The following is a 21027-nucleotide window of genomic DNA, read 5'->3' as shown; positions in this document are numbered from 1 at the left end:
AATAAATAATACAGGAAAAAGAGCTGGGTTGAGGGTAATTTATAAAATCAATTTAATGCATGGGGAAATTTATCTACTTTATATCTATAGGAAATCTGAGATTAGCAATTTAAAATCCAAATTTATAGAAGGTTTAGTCAGGAGAAATAATGAAAGCCAGTAATTTTGATGTCGACAGCATTTTAAATGCCCTAATACAAGACGATCCTGAACTAAAAAATCACAAAAAAGAATTGAAAGCCTCTTTAATTCAATGCAAGAACAAAGTTTTTGCTAGAAAAACTGTTATTGATAAAAATAGGGTTTCAAATATAAGAAAAAAAGTTGGCCTCTCTCAAAGCCAATTTGCAAATCAAATAGGAGTTTCTACAAGTACACTAAAGTCATGGGAACAGGGTCAAAGAAACCCTAGTGGTTGTGCTCTTAAACTTTTAAATTTGATTGAAAAAAGACCTGAAATCATAGATGATTTGTAGACTTAAAGACGAAAATGCATATTATTCTACATTTTCTGCGACAAAAAAAATCAATACACCATAAAAAAACCGCCTTACAATTAGGCGGCCTTTTATAAAACAAAAAGAAAAAATTATTTCTTAACTTTCTCTGTATACACTCTAGCATAATGTGCTTGAGCTGCAAGCATCTCAAGTTCGCGTTCAATAACTGCAATCTCTTCGCGTGAAGTAGCTTTCTTACGAGATTCTTCTGCTTTTTTGCGTGCTTCAAGAGCTTTTTGTTCGTCAAGATCTTCCATACGAACAACAGTATCAGCAAGCACAGTCACAGCAAATGGTTGAACCTCAAGCAAACCACCCGCAACGAACAAAGTCTCCTCAGAGCCATCTTCGCGAGTGATTTTTACTCGGCCAGGCTTAACACGAGAGATTAGTGGAGTATGCCCTGGCAATACACCCAACTCTCCAGTCACCCCTGGAAGAACAACCATTTTTGCAGTTCCTGAGAACATGCTCTCTTCCGCACTAACTACGTCAACTTTTAAAGTCTTAGTCGACATAAAATTTCCTTTTAATTAAAGAGTCTTAGCTTTCTCAAAAGCTTCGTCAATCGTACCAACCATATAGAATGCTTGTTCTGGAAGTGAATCGCACTCACCATCTACAATCATCTTGAATCCACGAATTGTTTCGCTAAGTGGAACATATTTACCAGGAGCACCAGTAAATACCTCAGCAACGTGGAACGGCTGCGATAAGAAACGTTGAATTTTACGAGCACGTGCCACAGTTTGCTTATCTTCTGGACTCAATTCATCCATACCTAAGATGGCAATAATATCGCGTAAATCTTTATATCGTTGTAATGTCTGTTGTACCGCACGAGCCACTGTGTAGTGCTCCTCACCCACAACATGTGGATCAAGCTGACGGCTTGAAGAATCTAGCGGGTCAACTGCTGGATAAATACCAAGTGATGCGATATCACGTGAAAGAACCACTGTAGAGTCTAAGTGTAAGAACGTAGTTGCTGGCGATGGGTCAGTCAAGTCATCGGCAGGCACGTAAACCGCTTGGATAGAAGTAATCGAACCAGTTTTAGTTGAAGTAATACGCTCTTGAAGCACACCCATCTCTTCTGCTAGTGTTGGCTGATAACCTACAGCTGAAGGCATACGTCCTAAAAGAGCCGAAACCTCTGTACCAGCAAGTGTGTAACGATAAATATTATCGATGAAAAGTAGAATGTCACGACCTTCATCACGGAATTTTTCAGCCATAGTTAGGCCAGTAAGCGCAACACGTAGACGGTTACCTGGAGGCTCATTCATCTGACCGAACACCATCGCAACTTTATCTAGGACATTAGATTCTTCCATCTCGTGATAGAAGTCATTACCTTCACGAGTACGCTCACCCACGCCAGCAAACACAGACAATCCAGAGTGTTGCTTAGCGATATTATTGATAAGCTCCATCATGTTTACGGTTTTACCTACACCCGCACCACCGAATAAACCAACTTTACCGCCTTTAGCGAATGGGCATACAAGGTCAATCACCTTAATACCAGTCTCAAGCAATTCCACTGATGGAGATAATTCATCGAATTTTGGAGCCGCTTGGTGAATGCTGCGTTTTTCTTCATGCTCAATTGGACCAGCCTCATCAATTGGGCGACCTAATACGTCCATGATACGACCTAATGTTCCATTACCCACTGGTACGGAAATAGGTGCATTTGTGCGATCTACTGCCATGCCACGGCTAAGACCATCGCTTGAGCCAAGTGCAATAGTACGAACCACACCATCGCCTAGTTGCTGTTGCACTTCAAAAGTTAAACCTTTTTCAGCGTAAGAGGATTCCTCACCCTTGTTATCCAAAACAAGTGCTTCATAAACATTAGGCATATTATCGCGTGGGAATTTGATATCAACCACTGCTCCAATACACTGTACGATGGTACCTTTACTCATTTTATTTCCTTAAATAAACATCGGGCAACGCTTATGCTGATTAAACAGCTGCGGCACCTCCCACGATTTCTGAAATTTCTTTTGTAATTGCTGCTTGACGAGTTTTGTTGTATTCCAACTGAAGCTCGTTAATAACTTTCTTAGCATTATCTGATGCGGCTTTCATAGCGACCATACGTGCAGATTGCTCTGAAGCCATGTTTTCCGCTACAGATTGATAGACCACACCTTCAACATAACGATGCAATAAATCATCGATTACTTCCTGAACATTTGGCTCGAAAATGTAATCCCAACTATATTCTTGCTTAAGCTCTTCCTCTGCCTGAATAGTCCCCACTTCTGTCGCAAACGGATCCTCTAAACCATCTGGCAGCGGCAAAAGTCTAAAGAAAGATGGAACCTGACGCATAGTATTGATGAATTGGCTGGTGGCAATGTACAAGGCATCTATCCTTCCTTCCATATAATCATCAATCTGTACTTTCAAAGCACCAATAAGCAATTCTAAATTTGGTTTGTCGCCTAAATTAACTTGCTCAGAAACAATCTCTACACCAGCTCTTTGTAAAAATCCTATACCTTTACTTCCAAAAGCCGTAGCTTGAATCTCAATATTTTGAGCATTAAATTCTTTAAGACGATTAACCATAAGGCGTGTGATATTGGTATTTAAACCGCCGCACAAGCCTTTATCTGTAGTGATTAGGACAACCCCAACTTTTTTCTGATTTTTACGCTCTTCAAGATAAGCGTGGCTGTAGTCTGGGTTAGTCATCATCATATGCATGGCAATAGTACGAATTTTTTCCGTATATGGACGACCAGCTTTCATGCGATCTTGAGCTTTACGCATCTTAGATGCAGCAACCATCTCCATCGCTTTTGTGATCTTACGAGTATTTTGAACACTCTTTATCTTTTTACGGATTTCCTTAATTCCAGCCATTTAGATTCCTAAATTAGAATGAACTATTTTTCTTAAAGTTGGCAATAGCTTCCTTAAGCTTAGCTTCATTTTCTTTTGTAAGCTCTTTTTTGCTCTCGATATCATCGATAATATCTTTATGAGAACGCTCTAAATCATCTTTTAGAAGTTTCTCGAAATGAAGAACATCTTCAACTTTAATATCATCTAAGTAACCGTTATTTACTGCATATAGAGAAATAGCAAGTTCCCAAACTTTAAGAGGTTGATATTGCGGTTGTTTTAATAATTCAACTACACGTTTACCGCGTTCCAATTGACGACGAGTTGCTTCATCAAGATCTGATGCGAATTGAGAGAATGCTGCCAATTCACGGTACTGAGCCAAGTCAGTACGAATACCACCTGATAGTTTTTTAACTACTTTAGTTTGTGCCGAACCACCCACACGTGATACTGATACACCCGCGTTAATCGCTGGACGAACACCTGCATTAAATAAGTCAGTTTCAAGGAAGATTTGACCGTCCGTAATTGAAATTACGTTTGTAGGTACGAATGCAGATACGTCACCTGCTTGAGTTTCAATGATTGGCAATGCTGTCAATGACCCAGTTTTTCCTGTTACTTCACCTTTAGTAAACTTTTCCACATAATCTGTATTTACGCGAGCTGCACGTTCTAGAAGACGAGAGTGTAAATAGAAAATATCACCTGGATATGCTTCACGACCAGGTGGACGACGAAGTAGAAGTGATACTTGACGATAGGCCCATGCTTGCTTAGTCAAATCATCATAAATAATTAGTGCATCTTCTCCACGATCTCTGAAGTACTCACCCATAGTGCATCCAGCATATGGAGCAAGATATTGCATAGCAGCAGATTCAGAGGCAGTAGCAGAAACTACAATTGTGTACTCCATAGCACCATGCTCTTCTAGAGTACGAACCACATTGTTAACTGTAGAAGCTTTTTGACCAACTGCTACATAAATACATTTAACGCCTGTGCCTTTTTGATTAAGGATTGCGTCTACAGCTACAGCAGTTTTACCTGTTTGACGGTCACCAATAATCAACTCACGTTGACCACGACCGATAGGCACCATGGAGTCGATTGATTTAATACCAGTTTGAAGAGGTTGTGACACTGATTGACGATCGATTACACCAGGAGCAACTTTCTCGATTACGTCAGTCATTTGAGCATTAATAGGGCCCTTTCCGTCGATAGGCATACCAAGTGTATTAACCACACGACCTAAAAGTTCAGGACCAACGGGTACTTCAAGAATGCGACCAGTTGTTTTAACTTGGTCACCCTCAGATATGCCAATATAGTTACCCAAAATTACGGCACCAACTGAGTCTCTCTCTAAGTTTAGTGCAAGACCGTAAGTGTTATTTGGGAATTCTAACATCTCCCCTTGCATAACATCAGATAAGCCGTGAATACGGGTGATACCATCTGTTACTGAAACTACAGTACCCTGAGTACGTACATCAGTGGATGCATTAAGACCTTGGATGCGGCTTTGCAATAAATCACTGATTTCTGACGGATTGAGTTGCATTTTATACTCCTGAAACCCTTGTTACTTGGCCACTATTGTGCTGCCAAGGACTCGCGCAAACGCTCCAATTGAGCTTGCACGGATGTGTCTAAAACCTGGTCACCCACTACAACGCGGATGCCACCTATAATTGATTTGTCGATAATAACTTCTGGCTTAAGCTTAGTTCCAAACTTTCTTTCGAGACCGCTTAAAATTTCGTTCAACTGCGAATCGCTTATTTCAAAAGCAGTGATAATCTGAGCTACTGCCGACCCTTCATTCTTGCTTTTTAAAATTTCATATAACTCAGCGATTTCTGGTAGAGCTTCAACCCTATTATTAATGATCAAAACTTCAACAAACTCTTCTAACTCTTTCGGCTTGTCTTGAGTTGAAATTAAATCAAGAAAAACTTTTTTTCTTTGTTCTTTCGAAAGCAAAGGGTCATGAAGCATAGCTAACACATCCTCGTGAGATGCTAGTTGAGCCAATTCTGCCAAAATAGGAGACCAAGTAGATACTGCATTTGTATTTTGTGCAGTTCCATAAATCGCCTCTGCATAAGGTCTAGCTAGTGTTGATAGTTCAGCCATACTTATCCTAATTAAAGCTCAGCTTTGAGTTGATTTAACAAATCTGAATGAGCCTCAGCGTCTACTTCTCTACGCAAGATTTGCTCAGCACCTTTTACTGCTAAATAAGCAACATCATCACGTAACGAATCTTTTAGACGTTGAACTTCTAACTCTGCATCTTGCTTCGCTTGAGCAAGAATGCGTGCACGTTCAGCTTCCGCTTCCTCGCGTGCATCACTAATTATTTGAGCAGATTGCTTCTCTGCTTCAGCTAAACGAGATTGATTATCCGCTTTTGCTGACTGTTCAATTTGAGTGATACGAGCCTGTGCTTGAGCTAAGTCTGATTTACCTTTATCTGCGGCAGCCAAGCCTTCTGCAATCTTTTTACGACGTTCGTCAATAGCTTTAATTAGCGGTGGCCACACAAATTTCATTGTAAACCATGCCAATACAAAGAATACGATCATCTGGAAAAAGAGCGTCGCATTTAAATTCACGGTCGTTTTCCTTTTGCTATATTAGATAGATCATCTATCGTACAACTGACCAAGACAACTCATGGTCAGTACTTACTAAGCGTGCTATTAAGCACCGAATGGGCTTGCGAATGCAAAAAGCATAGCAATACCAACACCGATTAGGAATGCAGCATCGATAAGACCAGCTAATAGGAACATCTTAGTTTGAAGTGCATTCATAAGCTCAGGTTGGCGAGCAGAAGCTTCTAGGTATTTACCGCCCATGATAGCGATACCAATGCAAGCACCAATAGCACCTAAACCGATGATAAATGCACACGCTAGTGCTACGAAAGCTGAAGTGGTCATAACAACTCCTTGTAGTGATAAACCAATTTAACAGATTAAAAAATAATAAACTTAGTGTCCCTCATGAGCTTGACCAATATAAACTAGAGTCAGCATCATAAAGATAAACGCTTGAAGCAAGATAATCATGATATGGAAAATTGCCCAAACGGATCCAGCCAGAACATGACCAACACCCAATCCAATACTCAATGCATTGAATCCAGTCCATGCACCGCCTAATAAAGCGATCAACATGAATACGAGTTCGCCAGCAAACATGTTTCCGAATAACCGCATGCCTAATGACACAGTTTTAGCAGCATACTCAATAATGTTTAATGCAAAATTTGCTGGAGCTAATAAAATAGCAGTGATACCTTTTGCGTGGAAAGGTGCTGTAAATAATCCGACAATAAAATGACCTATGCCGTGAATTTTTGCTCCGTAATATAAGGAGAGGAGCAATACACCCATAGACATAGCTAAAGGGATATTTAAATCGGCAGTAGGTAAAATACGGTGATAATACAAAGGACCTGGATGATGGTGATCACCAGCAAGACCTAGCCAGTTATATAATTGACCAGCCAAATCTACAGGCACTAAGTCTAGAGCATTCATTAAAGTAATCCACAGGAAAACAGTAAGAGCTAATGGTGCTACAAACTTGCGAGAGTTTTCATTAGGGATAATGCTTTTAGCCTGATCAGAAACCATCTCAACGACCATTTCAACAGCCGCTTGAAAACGAGAAGGCACACCAGAAGTTGAGCGACGTGCAGCCATGTATAAAAGGCCGATTACGATAAGGCCCATAAGAACGGACCAAAAAATAGAGTCGTAATTTATATAGCTGAAGTTAGCGATAGTATCTTGGGGATGCCCAAAATTATTTAAATGTCCTAGATGGTGCTGTATGTACGCTTGCTGTGGTGATGCACCTGCTGCTGCCATCAAAAAACTCCTGCTAAAAAGGCTATATAAGAACTAAAATTTATTCAAAACAATAAGAAGGAAGTATGATTTCATAGTTGCAATTAAGCCAACTAATAAAGGCAACCACATAATAGAATTGCCGAAATACCGTACAACCAACCACAAAATCACTAAGGTCCCAAAGACCTTAATACCCTCAGCTACAAATAAACCTCCAAATGAAGCCATCCTACCAGAGTAGATGCGTAAAATCATACGCAATACGACAAAAGCTGAAGGTATTAAATAAGCTAATCCTCCTATACATGACCAGTAAGCATGATTCCACGAAGCGAACAATGCGAATAAAGCTGATACTGCAAGGAGGAATATAAGCTGAGATATCACAACCCAGATTAATCCACGTGAAGCTTGTGCATCTAATCTAAGACGCTCCTCGGCCGTGAGTTTATAAGCTTCCAATAGATAAAATCCCTAATGTTTTGCGAACTCAAAACTGACATAAGTATATCTAGTTTTATGTTAAATGTAAAATACAAAAATCGCTTTAATAAAAATAATTTTATGGCTTTTACTGTTTTATATAAGGTTAAACCCCACAAACTTTCCGAGCATCTTTTATCTATAGAAATGAGCTTTAAAAACCCTATTCAAGGGGCTCAAACAAAAGAAAATAAATTAGAAATTTATTTCCCCCAATGGACACCTGGCTCCTATATGATAAGAGATTTCTCAAAACACATAATAAATCTCAAACTCAATGGCATTGCCATAGACCCACATTCATATGAACTTAATGCTGCACCCAACGAAGATATAAAAATCACCTATCTTGTATATGCATATGATTTGTCGGTGCGTGCTGCCCATGTGGATGATACGCACGCATTCTTTAATGGCACAAGCTTGTTTTTTGCTATTCGTGGATATGAATACGCTCCCTGCACTCTGGATATAGAAGGGTTCGATGCGAATTGGAAAGTATACACATCCTTGCAACGACATTCGCAAACGCCCGAATTCTCTTGTGGGCGTTATCTTGCGAGGGATTATTTTGAGCTTATCGATAGTCCTGTTGAAATTGGCACCCCACTTACCGTATCTTTTAAAGCTCATGGGGCGGAGCACTTGATGGCGTTTACGGGGGCATTGCCAAATATAGATTTAGAGAGGATTGCAGCGGATACGAAGAAAATTTGCGAGCACGAAATTGAGCTGTTCGATCCGCAAAATAAGCGGGCGGCGTTTCTGGACACCTCTGAGCGCTACGTGTTTTTGACGCATGTTACGGAAAATTCGTATGGCGGCTTGGAGCATCGTTCGAGTACGGCCTTGATATGTCCGCGGAATACATTGCCAACTAAGAATATGGGCGAGCCTGATGACGGATATGTGCGATTTCTGGGGCTTGTGAGCCATGAGTATTTTCATACGTGGCTTGTGAAGCGGATTGTGCCAGCGGAGCATAAGCGATTGCGACTTGATGGCATGCATCCGATTCATACTTTGTGGATATTTGAAGGGTTTACATCGTATTTTGATGATTTGCTGTTGGCAATGACCTCGCTTATCACCCCTGAAAAATACCTCGAAATCCTATCGAAAACATACAGTGATGTGTTTGGCGTTGCCGGCTATCGCATGCAGTCGACGGCTCAGAGCTCATTTGAGGCGTGGACTAAGTACTACAAACAAGATGAGAATGCGGCCAATAGCATTGTCAGCTATTATGCGAAGGGTGCGTTGGTCGCGTTATGCATCGATTTGCATTTGCGCTCTCAGGGTCATTCTTTGGAGAAGGTACTAAGCCATATCTGGAAAAAATTGGGCGAGAATTTTTACGCACGAGATATTGATGAGCGAGGTGGAATTTTATCTATCGAAAAACCTAGCTGTGGCCATGATTTCAATATCGTCGATTTAATCGAGGAAGCAACTGGCATTCGTATGTACGAGGAAATAAAAGCGTGGGCGTATGAGGCGGAGGCATTGCCACTAAAAGAGATGTTAGAGAAGTTAGGCCTAAAGCTAAGCACGGAAAAATCAAAAGCAGCCACCATGAATGCGAAATTAAAGACAGAATGCGGCCGCATCTTCTTTGCAAACGTATACGCGGACGGGGCGGCGGCCAAAGCAGGCATCTCTGCGAAGGATGAGCTTATTGCAATAGACGGTATCAAAGCGAAAAGCGATAAGTGGGAGGACCTGCTCAAAGGCTATGCCCCCGAAGAATCAGTATCAGTGAGCGTCTTCAGAGGGGATAGGCTTAGAACATACGAAGTCATCCTCGGATGCGAAGCGGGCAAAATCAAGATTGAAAACTCAGGGAGTAGCCCGAATTTTTTTGATCAAATCCTCACCAAATAGCTTGAAATAATATGGGTCATCGCTGCGGGCATGGGCGGCGAATGACTCTTTGTCCACATCTTCGACCACTTCCATGCCCTCTTCTTTTAATTTCGAGAGACCATCAGACTCCATCTTGTCTACAAATGCACGCATCTGCTCAGCCCCAGCTGCTGCGGCTTTCAACAAATCTGCTTTCTGATTCTCATCCAATGATTTATAAAAATGCTCAGAAACAAGAATCAGTGCGGGTGCATAGAAATGGTCCGTCATCGATAAATGCTTTTGATACTGAAAGACTTTTTCAGAGAGCATCACAGCTATTGAATTTTCCTGACCGTCGATTACGCCTTGGCTTATGGCCGATGGCACTTCCGTCCACGACATAGGAGCAGGCGAAAACCCCATGCTTTTAAAAGCACGAATATGGATCGCATTTTGTGTGGTGCGGATTTTGAGGCCGTGTGCATCTTCAAAAACGCGTACGGGATGCTTATTGTTTGTGAGATGCCTAAATCCTTGCTCACCCCAAGCCATTGCCACAATGCCTTCATGACTGATTTGATTTAGCATCTGCTGACCGATATCGTTATCGAGCACATTGCGGGCGTGATTCAAATCCCGAAATAAAAATGGCATATCAAATACACCCACTTGCGGGACAAAATTTTGCAATGCACCCGTCGAGACGATGGCCATATCTAGCGTTCCGAGCTTTAGGCTCTCAATCATGACGCGCTCACTTCCAAGAATGCTATTTGGAAATAACTTTAAGTCTAAACTATTTTTTAGCTCATCTCGCATGCGAGCAGCACTAACACCATAGTGCGATTCATTGTTGAGGGCATAGCCAATTTTCACGGACTTTGCATTTTTTGGTAGAACAAATGAATAAAACACTCCTAGGGTGGCAATGACCACGCCTATCACCAATAATCTTATTTTCATTATTTGCACACACTACATCGTGGATTTCGATTTAAATTTAGCCGCTCCCACATACTTGTGAAGGCATCGAATTTCAACAGCTGTCCGCAAAGTGTCTGCTCACTGCTACCAACAATAAGCTTAATCGCCTCAAGAGCCTGAAAACTTCCCATTATCCCAAGCAAAGGAGATATCACTCCAAGCGTCGCACATGATTCACATGGAGCCACGTCGGACGGATCGTAAAGACACGCATAACAAGGAGAATTTTCTTTACGCAAGTCAAATGTCGCAATATGCCCTGTCCATTGCAAAGCCGCCGCAGACACAAGCGGAGTGCCATGTTTAACGCAATACGAATTTATCTCTTGTCTCGTCTTAAAATTATCGGTACAGTCAAGGATTACATCGAATTTGTCCTCTAAAAGACTGTCAGAAAATTTCTTACCGATTTGAGTGATTTTTATCTCAGAATTAATCTTAGAGAGCGACTCTTTAGCCGATACAACTTTTTTGAATCCCACTTCGCTCTCGTTATGCACGATTTGCCTTTGAAGATTCGAGAGATCCACAATATCATCGTCGATTAATACAAGTTCGCCCACACCCGATGCCGCTAAATACATAGATGCTGCAGATCCAAGCCCACCCAATCCTATGATGGCAATGCGTGCGCATCCTATTTTCTCTTGTCCTTCAAAACCGAAGTTATCGAGCATCAAATGTCGAGAATATCTCAACATTTGTTCGTCATTTATTGGTTGGACCATTTATAACGGGTTTACCTTTAAGAAAATTGATGGCCTGCTGAAGTTGAAAATCCTCAGCCGAACCAAATTTAAATGATTTTGCACCTTTTGCAGGTTTGAAATCAGTAGCTTTTGACTTGGATTTAAGAGGCGGTACTATCCCTGATTTTGTATCAGATTTCATCTTAGTATCTTTAGAACTTTCGCTTGAGGTTTTCTCTTTTGGTGCCTCTTTTCCCTCATCGTTAGCCGCCTTTTTCTCTAAAATCTTATTAGATTCTTTATCGGACAATTTGTCGTTTTTAAGATGGTCATCTAAATCAGACTCGCGTGCAGGCGGAAATAAATCACCATATTCCGTGTCAGTCACTTGAATATCAGGAGTAATCCCAAGAGCCTGTATTGAACGACCTTTCGGAGTGTAATATCGAGAAGTTGTAAGTTTCATGCCAGTCTCGTCATCGATATTTAACACGATTTGCACAGACCCCTTACCGAAGCTTCGGTTGCCTATAATCTTCGCCCTTTGGAAATCTTGCATCGCACCAGCCACAATCTCGGATGCAGAAGCAGAACCAACATTTATCAAAACCACCATAGGTGCCGTTTTAAGCCATGTCGGGAGTTTAGCCTGATCCACATCCTCCCGTGCCAATGCCTCCGCAAGCATGCTCGCATAATCCTCTACCACCCCATCACGCGATTTCGTAGTTACTATCGGCTTTTCAGTGGCAACGAACAGCTTCGCAATCAACACAGCAGAATTAAGAAGCCCTCCAGGATTATTTCGCACATCCAAAATAATCGCCTTAGGTGCTTTCTCGATTTTTAAAATCGCCTTAGCTAAATCTTCATATGAGTTTTGCTGAAATTGCGAAATCCTGATATATAGCATATCTTCAATCATATCTGTCTTGATACTATCGATATGAATTAGTTCTCGAGTTATATTGAATTCAAGAGGTTTTTCATTTCCCTTTCGCTCTATAACAAGATTGACTTTTGTGCCTGGTTCTCCGCGAACAGTCTTTACAATTTCGGACAAGGTCATTTTTTCTGTCTCTTGTCCATTTATTTCCGTAATTAAATCCCCTGGCAATAATCCCGCTTTCGACGCAGGTGTATCTTCGATAGGTGTTATTATTTTTATCTTGCCTTTAGACATACCCATCTCTATTCCAAGACCACCGAACTCGCCTTCAGTTTCTTCTTGTAGGTCGGCCATATCCTCTGCATCAAGATAAACACTATGCGGATCTAAATCATCCATAAGCCCTTTGATAGCAGCATCCACAATCTCACGGTCAGTCATTTTCTCAATATAACGATTGCGAATATTTGCAAATACTAAGGCAAATCTGCGCAACTCCTCATATTTGAAATTTGCTTCTTCTTCGGCTTGCTCCGTGGCTTTTGAACCAAGTGCGTCATACTGAAGATAATCGAAAGTATTTTTATATTCTTCGGATGTAGCATCGCCCTGCTCCAGCATTTCTGATGGGGCCTTTTGTGCTGGAACTTGTGCCAACACATTAATTTGTGCACCTAGAAAAGTTAAAAAAAAGAATTTAATAAACAATTTCATATTATTGAGCAAGCCATATTAAAGGGTCGACAGCTTGTGTTCCGCTGCGAATTTCAAAATAGAGTGCAGGTTCAACCTGACCGCCAGTCGCTCCAACCTTTGCGATTTGTTGACCAACCTTAACGGTTTGACCAACTGAACTGAGCAAACTCTGATTATATGCATAAACGCTTAAATAGTGATTACCGTGGTCAAGAATTATTAAATTACCAAAGCCACGAACCCAATTAGAAAATACTACTTGTCCTGAGGCAATAGCTTTCACTGGTGCACCTGCTTGTGCCTTAATCAAAATTCCTCTCCAAGAATCTCCTGTATCAGCTCTATTTTGGCCAAAATACGCCATAAGCTCACCACGAATAGGCCACGGAGAATTCTTCTGCAGCCCCGATCCCAATGAAGCATTTCTTTTTTCACTAATACGTTTTTCATCTTCACGGGCTTTTTTAAGTAGTGTTTCTGCCTTCTGAGCCTTATGTTTAGCCAATCTAGCCTTAGCCTCTTCAATTTCTGCATTATCCGCTAATTGACGTGCAGCCGCCTCTGCTATTTCAATTTCACGCAACTGTTCGGCTAATATTCTTTTGCGTTCCTCAGGAGAAGCATTGAAAAACTCAGTCTTTATATGACTAGATTCAATAGAAGTTTCAGCTATTTTTTTGCGAGCTTCCTCAACTTTGCGAGAAGCTTCATCTGCTTGCATAGCTGCCTCTTTAGCCGAGGAATCAGCCTCTGATGCAAGCTCTTTAGCTTTTTGCACCTCAGCTTGTGCCTTCTTGCGATTTTCCTCGGCCTGCAAGGCTTGCCTTAAAACTTCCTGCTGCTTAGCTAACTCCGCTTTTCGCAATGCCTCCCGCTCAGCCTGAATTTTCGTCTCAATTCCTTCGATAATTTGACTTAATCGCAAATCATCGTTTTTCAGAGATTTAGCTTCCTTACGTCTTTTTGCTAGAGTTGACTCTACATTAACGAGTTTTTTCTTATATTCCTTTTGCTCTTTCTTAAGGTCAGCCCTTACATTCATTTCCTTGGATTTAGTGGCTGCCAACTCCTTTGAGTACTTATCAATCTTCTCGTGAGTTATGGCAATGCGCGCCAAATTCTGATTAATTTCAGTAATCATGCGGATCTTAGCTCGAGACACAAACGATAGATATCCCATATCACGTGAGATTTTCTGAGCATCGTTTCCCGATAACAGTGTCGCCCATGGCGAAACCTTACTCTTATATTGATCTTGAACTTGAGCGGCCAAGTCATCTTTACGTTTCTCTAAGGCCCGCATCTGCTCTTGCTTTTCAAGATTTAGCTGCTTGAGAATCCCTTCCGTTTCCTTAATTTCTTGCTCGATTTCTTGCAGTTTTTTGGTGTGCTCTGAGATTAATTTTTCTGATTTTCGCAGGTCATCAAGGATATCGTCTTTTTGCGACTCCTTGCTCTCAATCTCTTGCTCTAGTTTTTTGATTTTCTCTTGTAGAGCACTGCGTTGTTTTTCGACCTTATCTTGCTGCTTATCTAAATTAGTTTGAGCTGGCAATGCACCCGCAAACAGCCCCGCCATCCCGATACATAACACAGCTCGCACTAATCTCATTACTTGGCCTTTCCTTGAGCAGCAACAGCAGCCACAGCAGCGGCAATGGCCTCCTGATCGCCAAGATAATAATGTTTAATTGGCTTAAGATTCTCGTCTAGCTCATAAACTAGAGGTTGGCCTGTAGGAATATTTAAAGTTACGATATCCTCATCGCTTATCTGATCCAAATGTTTAATCAATGCACGTAAACTATTTCCGTGGGCTGTGATTAATACACGCTTTCCAGCCTTAATATCCTCGGAGATTTGCTCATTCCATAATGGAATTACGCGTGCGACCGTATCATTAAGACACTCCGTGCTTGGTAATTGAGAGGCATCTAAATCTTTATATCTCGCATCAAATTTAGGATGACGCTTATCTTCTGTATCAATAGGATCGGGGGCAATCGCATATGCCCTTCTCCAAATTAGGACTTGTTCGTCCCCGAATTTTTGGGCTGTCTCCGATTTATTCAAGCCTTGCAGATTCCCGTAGTGACGCTCATTCAGTCTCCACGACTTTACTACTGGCAGATGCAACCTATCCATCTCATCTAAAGCAATCCATAGTGTGCGAATTGCCCTTTTTAATACTGATGTGTAGGCAATGTCAAAGTCAAACCCCTCAGCTTTCAGTAAGGCTCCTGCTTCTTTCGCTTGCTGACGACCTGTGTCGGTGAGATCTACATCAGCCCATCCCGTAAAACGGTTTTCTAGGTTCCACTGACTCTCACCATGACGCATTAAAACTAATTTATACATAAGCTGTCCGTTAGGAAATCTCAAATAAATGCTTATTTTAACTTGTTATAATTTAAGGCTAATTTTTATTCAATAAATTCAAGGTTTTTTAAGTGGATTTTCTTTTATATAACAATAACTATTTGTTTCTAATTGCCGCTGTAGTGTCGGGAATATTGCTTGTGATTGGTTCTCGTAAAAGCGGTCAATCTACACTATCAGCTCAAGAAGCTGTTCGCTTTAGTAACACGGACCACGCACAGTTTATAGATATACGCGAACCTGAAGCCTATCAGGCAGGACATATAGCCCAATCTAAGAATTTTCCAAAATCTAATTTGGAAGCGAAAGCGAGTTCATTGCCAAAGAAACCATTAATACTAGTTTGTGATACGGGACGTACTGCTCTAGAGGCGGCCGCTATATTGAAAAAACTTAATATAGAAAATGTGTATACTTTAAAGGATGGCTTGACTGGATGGAAAAATGAAGGTCTTCCCATCAAATCCAAGAAAAAATCGAAGGAGTAGTTATGGCTCAAATCACAATGTACTGTAAAACAACCTGTCCTTACTGCATCAAAGCGGAAAAATTACTACGCGACAAGGGTGTTAACGATATAGAGAAAATTAAGATCGAAACTAATCCAGAGGCGAAAGCTGAGATGATTTCTCGCTCGGGCGGTCGTACTACTGTGCCACAAATTTTTATTAACGGCGAACATATTGGTGGATGCGATGATTTAATCAAGCTTAATGCTGAAGGCGGGCTTGATGCTAAGCTTGCGGCTGAATCTGCGGGTGCGGATGTGGGCTCGGGTGCTTCGTCCGAAGCAAAAGGCGAAGGATCTGGTAGCTGTTCAGGCGGCGAAGGTGGCTGCTGTGGCTCTTGTGGCGGAAAAGGTTCCGAGAACTAATCCTGTCTATGAGCTCTTATAAGACTCTAGTAATTGGGGCGGGTAGCTGGGGGACGGCTCTGGCTACCCTTGCCAGTCTTAAGGGCGATGTTCTTCTTTGGTCGCGTGACTGTGCACAAGTAGAGGTCATCAATGCGACTCATAAAAATCCTAATTATCTAAGCGAATTTGAAATCCCGCAAAGGGTTGTGGGGACTTGTTCTTACGAGCAGGCACGTGATTTTTTGAGGGCATCTCCAGATGAGGCGTTTGTCATATTTGCATTGCCAGTGGCTGGGATGAGAGATGGGGTTAAGGCGTGGAGTGAGTGGCTTGCGGAAGATGTGCCTATCGTATGGACTTGCAAGGGTTTTGAGTCCGATACTGGGATGTTAGCTCACGAGATTATTGCCACCCAAAGTAAATTTCAGGAAGTGGGTGTGCTGTCAGGGCCATCATTTGCGAAGGAAGTGATACAAGGGCTGCCGGTGGCTTTGACCGTTGCGACTTCAAGCGATATTGTTGTCGAACGTGTTACGAATGTGCTGCATAATGGCTCATGTCGCGTCTATGGTAGCGGCGATATGGTGGGCGTGGAAGTGGGCGGTGCTCTGAAAAACATTATTGCGATTGCTTGCGGGATAAGTGACGGGCTTGGGCTTGGGCATAATGCTCGGGCAGCGCTAATCACTCGCGGTCTTACGGAGATGTCGCGGCTGGGAGTGGCTATGGGAGCTATGTTGAGCACGTTTTATGGGCTAACTGGAATGGGTGATCTCGTGCTTACGGCGACTGGCGATTTGTCGAGAAACCGTCAGGTCGGTTTGGCCATCGCTCGTGGGCGAAGTTTGGAAGATATTCTGAGCTCGGGGCTCACGGCTGAGGGAGTGCGTTGTGCGCAGATAACATTAGCGAAGGCGGGAGAGATGGCGGTGGCATTGCCAATTACAGAAGCGGTGTGCGATGTATTATTTAAGGGCGTAAAACCAGAGGATGCGGTACGCAGCTTACTTGTGCGCGACGCAAAAGCTGAGTAATATTATTTGTAATAAATTTCAAATACAATTCTAAAATTAAACTGAATACAACTTGAGGACTGATATGTCAGAAGAAAACAAAAATTTAGATCAAGAAAATGCTCAAACTAACGGTGCTGAGGCAGGGGCTGGAGCAGCGGCTGGGGCTGCGGCTGCTCAAGAGGGCCAAGCTAAGGGCGAGCCATCAATTCGCAAAATCGGCGAGGATCAACCACAAGAACAACAAAGATCATTTAATCTTCAACGCACTTATTTGAAAGAAAGTTCTCTTGAGATGCCTAATGCACCACATATTTTTATGGCAGAAGAAAATCCTCAATATGAGATCTCTGTAAATATCGGTGCAGAGCCACTTTCAGAAAAATACTTCCACTCTTTAGTACGTGCCACAGTTCATGCGAAAATTGGTCAACACACACTTTATATGCTTGAAGGTACACAAGCTGGTATTTTCGAAATATCTGGCTTTGAAGTTCAAGAAATCGATCAATTACTTGGTATTGTTTGTCCAGCAAACTTATTTAACTATCTACGCGTTAACTTAGCTGATATGGTTACTCGTACTGGTTTACCACAGCTTAATCTTGCGGATATAAACTTCCAAGCATTGTACGAGCAAAATCTACAAGCTCGCATTCAAGAAGCTCAACAGCAACAAGCGGCTCAGCAAGCTTCTGGTGCTGCGGGTACTGCTGGTACTGCGGGTCAGAAAGCGAACTAATTTTTTAATTAGATGCAATGAAGGGGTCTTGACGACCCCTTTTTTATTTGCGATTTGTATTTAAGCTAAAGCACCATAAGTGTTTTGCACACGCATGGAGGTTTTGAAATAGTGCCTCCAAGCTAGTTTAAATATCACGTTAAGGATTAAAGCTATTATTGTTGCACCCCTGTCCAATTTGAAATTGAGTGAGAACATAGGAATTAAAAGGGTCACTATAGGAAATGATATGGTTTCAAGCAAAAACACTTTAAAATAATTTTTTAAAACTTCTTTAGGTACTGATGGATTATTTACATCACGAAGTAAACGGATACTTTTAAATTTTAGTTTTACCCATAAGAGTATTAATGTGAATGCAGTCAGTGCACATAACAGAAGAAATATTACTGATAAATCTATTCTTTGATAATCAAAAAAAATTTTCCCATAAAGTACTAAGCTAGAAGCCACATTTGAAGAGAGAAGAGTTAAGGTAAATAACAATTGAATAAATTCTGTTAAGTAAAAAAAGCCTAATGCACCGTTAATCCTCTGAGTTACATTAGGGACTAAACCAACATTATTAGTCTCTGCCGCTAAAGCATTTTGATTTGAGTGTGTATTCATTCTTAAATCCTGAAATATATAAGCTTAGGCATTTGCCCCGTATGTATTAAAAACTCTAGTTGAATTTTTAAAATACCAAGTCCACATAATTTTGAAGCCTATTAGGCCAGCGACAGTTCCGAATTCAAGGGCATTATTTGTTTTGAATCCATTTAAAGAAAACACGCTAATTAATAAAAACCCATAACCCATAAGATTACATAAATAATCAATCCACATTAATTTAACGATTTTTCTAGGAGATTTTGGATTGCTTTTATCCCTTGTGAAACGCAGTATTTTGTATTTTAAGAATATTGAATAAAAGCCCACAAGATTATTTAAACTAGCAGTAGCAAGCAATAAATTAAGTGCAAAATTATAGTTACTAGGAATTACAGAATGACTTTGAAAAGTTTGTATAACTAAACTGCGCAATTTAAATAGCACTGTACTTATCATTCCATAGTAGATTATCCAACCAACCAGATCCAAAATTTGATAGACAAAAAAGATAAGTAAACCACCCTTAATTCCAGATCTAGGGCTAATTTCGTTTAATGTGGCTGCTGGAGTATTCATCAGAAGAAGTTTGAGGGGGAAATTAAGGTATTGTAGCTAGGGAACTGTTACGAGAATATTTAGGGTGAAATTTTTAGTCAAAGATTTTGAAATATAATTCTGGACATGTTATATTAAAGTTCAATTAACTTCCAGAATTTGGAACTTATCATGATAATTACTGGAATAAAAATTAAGAATTTTTTCTCCTTTAAAGATATATTTATTGATTTAAGCATTAAGCGAAAATCTAAACATAGTACTATTCCAGATGAATTTCTTGAAGAATTCAATAACTTCAGATTTAAAAAGGTCTGTATAATCTCGGGCTCTAATTCAAGCGGGAAAAGTTCCTTAGGTAAACTTTTGTATGCTTTACAAGCTCTTGTTTGCCTTTCTCGTATTCCATCAATAGAAAAATTTATCTATGATAAGTCCTCGGAAGCAGAAATAGAAATTGAATATGTTTTCCCTAACGATAAATATAAGAAACTCAATCGTCTGAAACTAGTTTGGCATCCGTCTAAATTGGAAAATGTTCCACATATAAATGCCACCTACTACTTCACACGTCTAAGGTTAAAAGATACTGTTTATTCAGCTAGGAAACGGGTTAATCTAATTTCAGACAGTAAGAAGAGCAAAAATTATTATGAATTTAAGGAAAACATTTTTTCTTTTGAATTTTTCTCTTTAATCTCTCAAGGTTTAACTAACCCTTGTTTTGGATGGTTCTATCAAATTGAATCCAATATTCAAAAGGATTTAGCTCAATTGCCTCAATTAAAAAATAATCTAATACTAGAAGCAGTACTAAAAACCTTTGACCCATCGATAGAGAATATATCTGAAAATAAAGATGATGAACACAATTTACAGAGCTTTACCATCAATTTCAAAAACAAAGATAAATTGGTTCTTGATACCTATGGTGATATAACAAACAAAGATCGATTATCCAATGGCACTTTTAACGGTTTAGCTATAGCCAGACTCTTCGATGTAATGGTTCAATTTAGGGATAATGATATAAGTTCTATATTTTATGTGGATGAGGCTATGGCTTATGTGCACACTGAAATAGAACAAGAAATGATTAGCCTAATCATACAAAATTTACCTAGACACTCCCAGTTATTTTATACAACTCACAATTATGATGTTCTTGATTTAAACTTGCCAGTACATTCATATATATTTATGAACAAACCTCAAGAACACACAAGTGTTGTTCAAGCTGAAGACAAGATAAAGAAAAATGACCGCAGTTTAATTGGTTACTTACGTAACAATGTATTTGGTACCATTCCAGATACTTCTAAGCTGGAAGATTTATTAGATGTCTAGAAAGAACTATGTCTATTGGTATTTTGTTGAGGGTGAAACTGAGAAACACTTGGTTGATTCATTAATTCAAAACGATTATTTACAATCAGGACGAATAAATATTCTTAGCTGTTGGTTTAATAAAAATAAGATTTCAACACAAACCAGGCGATTTTCTAGAAGTCAAGATAATATAGTTTACCTAATATTCGATACAGATGATCAAACCAATTTGGATTATTTTGAATCAAACTGCAATTTAATAATAAGAGAGGCTAGTAAGGTTTATTTATTAGGTCAGGCTAACAATTTGGAAGATGAATTGTTAAAGTCATGCTCTTTGTTAAAAAACAAAAACGACCTATACAAATTATTTTCTTCTCAAGGCTCCAAAGAATTTAAGTCAAACTTTATTAAAGATCAAAACCTCCTAAAAAAATTAGAACGAAAAGGTTTCGATAATAAGAGTATTTGGATTTCAAATAACTTACTACCAGAAAAAATAATATCTTTTCTAAAAAAATTTAAAGACAATAGTAAGGTCAGTATTAGCCCAAAAGATATTTGGTTTAAGTAAAGAATCTAAAAATATTATTTATATTTTAGTGTGCCCCTAAGCCATGTTTCGAGGGGTTATGGCTTAGGAGTCATTGACTATTCAGGGATAGCTACGACCTCTGGATAGTTGGACTAAATGCATGGTGAGATACGAAGGTATTGCCACCCC

24 protein-coding genes are annotated in these 21027 nt (G+C 40.2%); 8 read left to right on the top strand and 16 right to left on the bottom strand.

Translation table 11 applies throughout. The annotated features are described in order from the left end of the window. Positions 1-149: 149 nt before the first annotated feature. Positions 150-476, top strand: a complete 327-nt coding sequence (locus TASI_RS00780; protein WP_014110847.1) for a helix-turn-helix domain-containing protein — start codon at positions 150-152, stop codon at positions 474-476. Between the two features lie 113 nt (positions 477-589). Here the strand turns inward: TASI_RS00780 and TASI_RS00775 are convergent, their stop codons facing one another. The 9 genes from TASI_RS00775 to TASI_RS00735 form a co-directional block, all read right to left on the bottom strand. Further along, positions 590-1018 carry a F0F1 ATP synthase subunit epsilon gene (locus TASI_RS00775; protein WP_014110846.1) on the bottom strand — a complete coding sequence of 143 codons (429 nt, stop codon included), beginning with the start codon at positions 1016-1018 and terminating at the stop codon, positions 590-592. Positions 1019-1033: 15 nt separating this feature from the next. Then, positions 1034-2437 carry a F0F1 ATP synthase subunit beta gene (gene atpD / locus TASI_RS00770; protein ID WP_014110845.1) on the bottom strand — a complete coding sequence of 468 codons (1404 nt, stop codon included), beginning with the start codon at positions 2435-2437 and terminating at the stop codon, positions 1034-1036. Positions 2438-2477: 40 nt separating this feature from the next. Further along, entirely contained in the window at positions 2478-3386 is a 909-nt protein-coding gene (gene atpG, locus TASI_RS00765; RefSeq protein WP_014110844.1) for a F0F1 ATP synthase subunit gamma, read from the bottom strand. A gap of 13 nt (positions 3387-3399) precedes the next feature. Then, on the bottom strand, positions 3400-4941 hold the full coding sequence (gene atpA / locus TASI_RS00760; RefSeq protein WP_014110843.1) for a F0F1 ATP synthase subunit alpha: 1542 nt from the start codon (positions 4939-4941) through the stop codon (positions 3400-3402). 32 nt (positions 4942-4973) lie between these two features. Next, positions 4974-5516: a F0F1 ATP synthase subunit delta gene (locus tag TASI_RS00755; RefSeq protein ID WP_014110842.1), complete on the bottom strand. Its 543-nt coding sequence runs from the start codon at positions 5514-5516 to the stop codon at positions 4974-4976. Positions 5517-5527: 11 nt separating this feature from the next. Continuing rightward, positions 5528-5998, bottom strand: a complete 471-nt coding sequence (locus tag TASI_RS00750; protein WP_028884483.1) for a F0F1 ATP synthase subunit B — start codon at positions 5996-5998, stop codon at positions 5528-5530. A gap of 87 nt (positions 5999-6085) precedes the next feature. Further along, the gene (atpE, locus tag TASI_RS00745) at positions 6086-6328 is read right to left on the bottom strand and encodes a F0F1 ATP synthase subunit C (protein WP_014110840.1); all 243 of its coding nucleotides are present in this window, start codon (positions 6326-6328) and stop codon (positions 6086-6088) included. A 51-nt stretch (positions 6329-6379) separates the two neighbouring features. Then, positions 6380-7264, bottom strand: coding sequence for a F0F1 ATP synthase subunit A (gene atpB / locus TASI_RS00740; protein ID WP_014110839.1), 885 nt, complete (start codon positions 7262-7264; stop codon positions 6380-6382). Positions 7265-7297: 33 nt separating this feature from the next. Beyond that, positions 7298-7708 carry an ATP synthase subunit I gene (locus tag TASI_RS00735; RefSeq protein WP_014110838.1) on the bottom strand — a complete coding sequence of 137 codons (411 nt, stop codon included), beginning with the start codon at positions 7706-7708 and terminating at the stop codon, positions 7298-7300. A gap of 102 nt (positions 7709-7810) precedes the next feature. Here TASI_RS00735 and TASI_RS00730 point away from each other — a divergent pair, with 102 nt between their 5' ends. After that, positions 7811-9613, top strand: coding sequence for a M61 family metallopeptidase (locus TASI_RS00730; protein WP_044978211.1), 1803 nt, complete (start codon positions 7811-7813; stop codon positions 9611-9613). On the opposite strand, the gene TASI_RS00725 is transcribed toward TASI_RS00730, so the two are convergent. Genes TASI_RS00725 through gpmA form a run of 5 tightly spaced genes read right to left on the bottom strand, consistent with a single transcriptional unit; the run spans position 9569 to position 15193 of the window. Then, the gene (locus tag TASI_RS00725) at positions 9569-10540 is read right to left on the bottom strand and encodes a TRAP transporter substrate-binding protein (RefSeq protein WP_044977877.1); all 972 of its coding nucleotides are present in this window, start codon (positions 10538-10540) and stop codon (positions 9569-9571) included. The two genes, TASI_RS00730 and TASI_RS00725, sit on opposite strands and share 45 nt — an antisense overlap. After that, on the bottom strand, positions 10540-11262 hold the full coding sequence (locus TASI_RS00720) for a HesA/MoeB/ThiF family protein (protein ID WP_044978209.1): 723 nt from the start codon (positions 11260-11262) through the stop codon (positions 10540-10542). Before TASI_RS00720 ends, TASI_RS00725 begins: the two co-directional genes overlap by 1 nt. 7 nt (positions 11263-11269) lie before the next feature. Then, positions 11270-12853 carry a S41 family peptidase gene (locus TASI_RS00715; RefSeq protein ID WP_014110834.1) on the bottom strand — a complete coding sequence of 528 codons (1584 nt, stop codon included), beginning with the start codon at positions 12851-12853 and terminating at the stop codon, positions 11270-11272. Position 12854: 1 nt separating this feature from the next. After that, on the bottom strand, positions 12855-14447 hold the full coding sequence (locus TASI_RS00710; RefSeq protein ID WP_014110833.1) for a murein hydrolase activator EnvC family protein: 1593 nt from the start codon (positions 14445-14447) through the stop codon (positions 12855-12857). Next, a complete protein-coding gene (gene gpmA / locus TASI_RS00705; RefSeq protein WP_044977875.1) occupies positions 14447-15193 on the bottom strand; it encodes a 2,3-diphosphoglycerate-dependent phosphoglycerate mutase in 747 nt (248 codons plus the stop codon). Before gpmA ends, TASI_RS00710 begins: the two co-directional genes overlap by 1 nt. Positions 15194-15285: 92 nt before the next feature. On the opposite strand from gpmA, the gene TASI_RS00700 reads away from it, so the two are divergent. The 4 genes from TASI_RS00700 (at position 15286) to secB (ending at position 17825) form a co-directional block, all read left to right on the top strand. Beyond that, positions 15286-15702 (top strand): rhodanese-like domain-containing protein, encoded by a 417-nt coding sequence (locus TASI_RS00700; protein ID WP_014110831.1) that lies wholly within the window; start codon positions 15286-15288, stop codon positions 15700-15702. 2 nt (positions 15703-15704) lie between these two features. Then, entirely contained in the window at positions 15705-16088 is a 384-nt protein-coding gene (gene grxC / locus TASI_RS08105; RefSeq protein WP_014110830.1) for a glutaredoxin 3, read from the top strand. A gap of 8 nt (positions 16089-16096) precedes the next feature. Further along, on the top strand, positions 16097-17104 hold the full coding sequence (locus TASI_RS00690; protein WP_014110829.1) for an NAD(P)H-dependent glycerol-3-phosphate dehydrogenase: 1008 nt from the start codon (positions 16097-16099) through the stop codon (positions 17102-17104). Positions 17105-17168: 64 nt separating this feature from the next. Beyond that, complete coding sequence (secB, locus tag TASI_RS00685) at positions 17169-17825, top strand: protein-export chaperone SecB (protein WP_014110828.1); 657 nt, start codon at positions 17169-17171, stop codon at positions 17823-17825. Positions 17826-17885: 60 nt separating this feature from the next. Here secB and TASI_RS00680 read toward each other — a convergent pair whose 3' ends face one another. Together TASI_RS00680 and TASI_RS00675 are read right to left on the bottom strand one after the other, a co-directional pair. Then, positions 17886-18434, bottom strand: a complete 549-nt coding sequence (locus tag TASI_RS00680; RefSeq protein WP_014110827.1) for a hypothetical protein — start codon at positions 18432-18434, stop codon at positions 17886-17888. A gap of 24 nt (positions 18435-18458) precedes the next feature. Then, a complete protein-coding gene (locus TASI_RS00675) occupies positions 18459-18995 on the bottom strand; it encodes a hypothetical protein (RefSeq protein WP_014110826.1) in 537 nt (178 codons plus the stop codon). Positions 18996-19145: 150 nt separating this feature from the next. Here TASI_RS00675 and TASI_RS00670 point away from each other — a divergent pair, with 150 nt between their 5' ends. Beyond that, positions 19146-20321 carry an OLD family protein gene (locus TASI_RS00670; protein WP_014110825.1) on the top strand — a complete coding sequence of 392 codons (1176 nt, stop codon included), beginning with the start codon at positions 19146-19148 and terminating at the stop codon, positions 20319-20321. After that, complete coding sequence (locus TASI_RS00665) at positions 20314-20877, top strand: hypothetical protein (protein WP_014110824.1); 564 nt, start codon at positions 20314-20316, stop codon at positions 20875-20877. The genes TASI_RS00670 and TASI_RS00665 overlap by 8 nt, the downstream gene beginning before the upstream one ends. Positions 20878-21027 lie beyond the last annotated feature (150 nt).

The sequence above is a fragment of the Taylorella asinigenitalis MCE3 genome (genome assembly GCF_000226625.1).
GTDB classification, from domain to species: Bacteria; Pseudomonadota; Gammaproteobacteria; order Burkholderiales; family Burkholderiaceae_B; genus Taylorella; species Taylorella asinigenitalis.
The sequence above is the reverse complement of the archived record's forward strand: the minus strand, read 5'-3'. Positions and strand labels throughout refer to the sequence as shown.

Bases quoted from the DNA above. Each gene is read 5' to 3' on its own strand.
- atpG (WP_014110844.1), bottom strand. From the start codon at position 3,386: ATGGCTGGAATTAAGGAAATCCGTAAAAAGATAAAGAGTGTTCAAAAT.
- TASI_RS00730 (WP_044978211.1), top strand. From the start codon at position 7,811: ATGGCTTTTACTGTTTTATATAAGGTTAAACCCCACAAACTTTCCGAG.
- TASI_RS00665 (WP_014110824.1), top strand. From the start codon at position 20,314: ATGTCTAGAAAGAACTATGTCTATTGGTATTTTGTTGAGGGTGAAACT.
- TASI_RS00670 (WP_014110825.1), top strand. From the start codon at position 19,146: ATGATAATTACTGGAATAAAAATTAAGAATTTTTTCTCCTTTAAAGAT.
- atpD (WP_014110845.1), bottom strand. From the start codon at position 2,437: ATGAGTAAAGGTACCATCGTACAGTGTATTGGAGCAGTGGTTGATATC.
- TASI_RS00675 (WP_014110826.1), bottom strand. From the start codon at position 18,995: ATGAATACTCCAGCAGCCACATTAAACGAAATTAGCCCTAGATCTGGA.
- TASI_RS00715 (WP_014110834.1), bottom strand. From the start codon at position 12,853: ATGAAATTGTTTATTAAATTCTTTTTTTTAACTTTTCTAGGTGCACAA.
- TASI_RS00720 (WP_044978209.1), bottom strand. From the start codon at position 11,262: ATGTTGAGATATTCTCGACATTTGATGCTCGATAACTTCGGTTTTGAA.
- TASI_RS00680 (WP_014110827.1), bottom strand. From the start codon at position 18,434: ATGAATACACACTCAAATCAAAATGCTTTAGCGGCAGAGACTAATAAT.
- TASI_RS00775 (WP_014110846.1), bottom strand. From the start codon at position 1,018: ATGTCGACTAAGACTTTAAAAGTTGACGTAGTTAGTGCGGAAGAGAGC.
- TASI_RS00725 (WP_044977877.1), bottom strand. From the start codon at position 10,540: ATGAAAATAAGATTATTGGTGATAGGCGTGGTCATTGCCACCCTAGGA.
- gpmA (WP_044977875.1), bottom strand. From the start codon at position 15,193: ATGTATAAATTAGTTTTAATGCGTCATGGTGAGAGTCAGTGGAACCTA.
- TASI_RS00780 (WP_014110847.1), top strand. From the start codon at position 150: ATGAAAGCCAGTAATTTTGATGTCGACAGCATTTTAAATGCCCTAATA.
- TASI_RS00755 (WP_014110842.1), bottom strand. From the start codon at position 5,516: ATGGCTGAACTATCAACACTAGCTAGACCTTATGCAGAGGCGATTTAT.
- atpE (WP_014110840.1), bottom strand. From the start codon at position 6,328: ATGACCACTTCAGCTTTCGTAGCACTAGCGTGTGCATTTATCATCGGT.
- TASI_RS00690 (WP_014110829.1), top strand. From the start codon at position 16,097: ATGAGCTCTTATAAGACTCTAGTAATTGGGGCGGGTAGCTGGGGGACG.
- grxC (WP_014110830.1), top strand. From the start codon at position 15,705: ATGGCTCAAATCACAATGTACTGTAAAACAACCTGTCCTTACTGCATC.
- atpB (WP_014110839.1), bottom strand. From the start codon at position 7,264: ATGGCAGCAGCAGGTGCATCACCACAGCAAGCGTACATACAGCACCAT.
- atpA (WP_014110843.1), bottom strand. From the start codon at position 4,941: ATGCAACTCAATCCGTCAGAAATCAGTGATTTATTGCAAAGCCGCATC.
- secB (WP_014110828.1), top strand. From the start codon at position 17,169: ATGTCAGAAGAAAACAAAAATTTAGATCAAGAAAATGCTCAAACTAAC.
- TASI_RS00710 (WP_014110833.1), bottom strand. From the start codon at position 14,447: ATGAGATTAGTGCGAGCTGTGTTATGTATCGGGATGGCGGGGCTGTTT.